The sequence below is a fragment of the Paramagnetospirillum marisnigri genome (assembly GCF_001650715.1).
Lineage (GTDB): Bacteria > Pseudomonadota > Alphaproteobacteria > Rhodospirillales > Magnetospirillaceae > Phaeospirillum > Phaeospirillum marisnigri.
This window is the reverse complement of the sequence record NZ_LWQT01000001.1, coordinates 1-1,449: the sequence shown is the minus strand read 5'-3', so window position 1 is coordinate 1,449 and position 1,449 is coordinate 1. Positions and strand designations below refer to the sequence as shown.

Sequence of the window (1,449 nt, the reverse complement as noted above, 5' to 3'; positions counted from 1 at the left end):
CTAGCACTACTTTGGCATATTTTAGCTACGGGCGGTTTTTTGGGGTTCCCAAGAGCAAGTTTGCGTGATTCATAAGAGGTCGGCTTATGGAGGGCCGATCAATGGACGTGGACTGGCAAGGCGATCTCGACCGTTGGCTTGCGCCGTTTGTTGCGGCGCTACGGCACAAGACGCGGGCGCGGATGTGCCCGCTCTATGTCGCGGGTTTGATCGGTCCCGGAGACCGCAAGAGCGTTCAGCCGATGGCGGCGCGCTCCGGCGATGTCGGCTACGATCAGCTTCATCATTTCGTCGCTGCGGGTGTTTGGGACAGTGCTCCCCTGGAGGCCGTTCTGCTGAAAGAGGCGGATGGCTTGGTCGGCGATGAGGCGGGGTTTCTGGTCATTGATGACACGGCACTGCCCAAGAAGGGACGTCACTCGGTTGGCGTAGCACCTCAATATGCCTCGTCGCTCGGGAAGACTGCCAACTGTCAGTCGCTGGTCTCGGTCACGTTGGCGTCGCGCGAGGTGCCGGTGATGGTGGGCCTGCGGCTATTCCTGCCGGAGAGCTGGACGGATGACCCTGAGCGCATGGCGCGGGCCGGTGTGCCGAAGGATAGACACAATGCTCTGACAAAGCCGGAGATTGCGATCGAGGAGATCGACCGGGTCATCGCCTCCGGCGCGCGTTTCGGCTGTGTGCTTGCCGATGCAGGGTACGGATCCAGCGGACCATTCCGTCAGGCTCTAAGCGAGCGCGGTCTGATGTGGGCGGTGGGTCTGTCACGACGCCAGACCGTCTACCCCGCCGACGTTGATCTGATCTTTCCCGTCGCGAAGACCGGAAAGCCTCGTAAATACCATATTCCCAATCAGCCCCCGGTCTCTGCCGAAGCGTTGCTGGCCACAGCGAAATGGCAGAAGGTCAGCTGGCGGCGGGGCACCAAAGGTCGGCTGACATGTCTCTTCGCGGCCCGTCGTGTCCGCGTTGCGGACGGTCATAAGCACCGGATGCTCGATAGCCGTATGCAGTGCATGCCGGGCGATGAGGTGTGGCTCGTCGGCGAGCGGCGGTCGACCGGGGAGCAAAAATACTATGTGTCGAACCTGCCGACCGATACCTCCATCAAGACGCTCGCTGCCACGATCAAGGCCAGGTGGGTCTGTGAACAGGCCCACCAGCAGCTCAAGGAAGAACTTGGGCTCGACCACTTTGAAGGTAGATCCTGGACGGGATTACACCGACACGCACTGATGACGATGATCGCCTACGCCTTCCTTCAATCCCGCCGCCTCAAGGCAGCGGGGCGGAAAAAAAAGAGTCTCGGGACCCCCGCCACAACCAAGCTTGCCGGCCATAAGGCAAGCGATCCTCAACCTCTTCATGCGACATCCACCCAGACGATGCCCTCACTGTGACAGGCTCCTTGCGGATGCTGCGGAGCCTAAAGTGCCAAAGTAGTGCTAG

1 pseudogene is annotated in these 1,449 nt (G+C 60.8%); it reads left to right on the top strand.

The window, feature by feature from the left end:
• The first annotated feature begins 64 nt into the window (after window positions 1–64).
• Window positions 65–1,400, top strand: a pseudogene (locus A6A04_RS00005) (IS701 family transposase).
• Window positions 1,401–1,449: the final 49 nt, after the last annotated feature.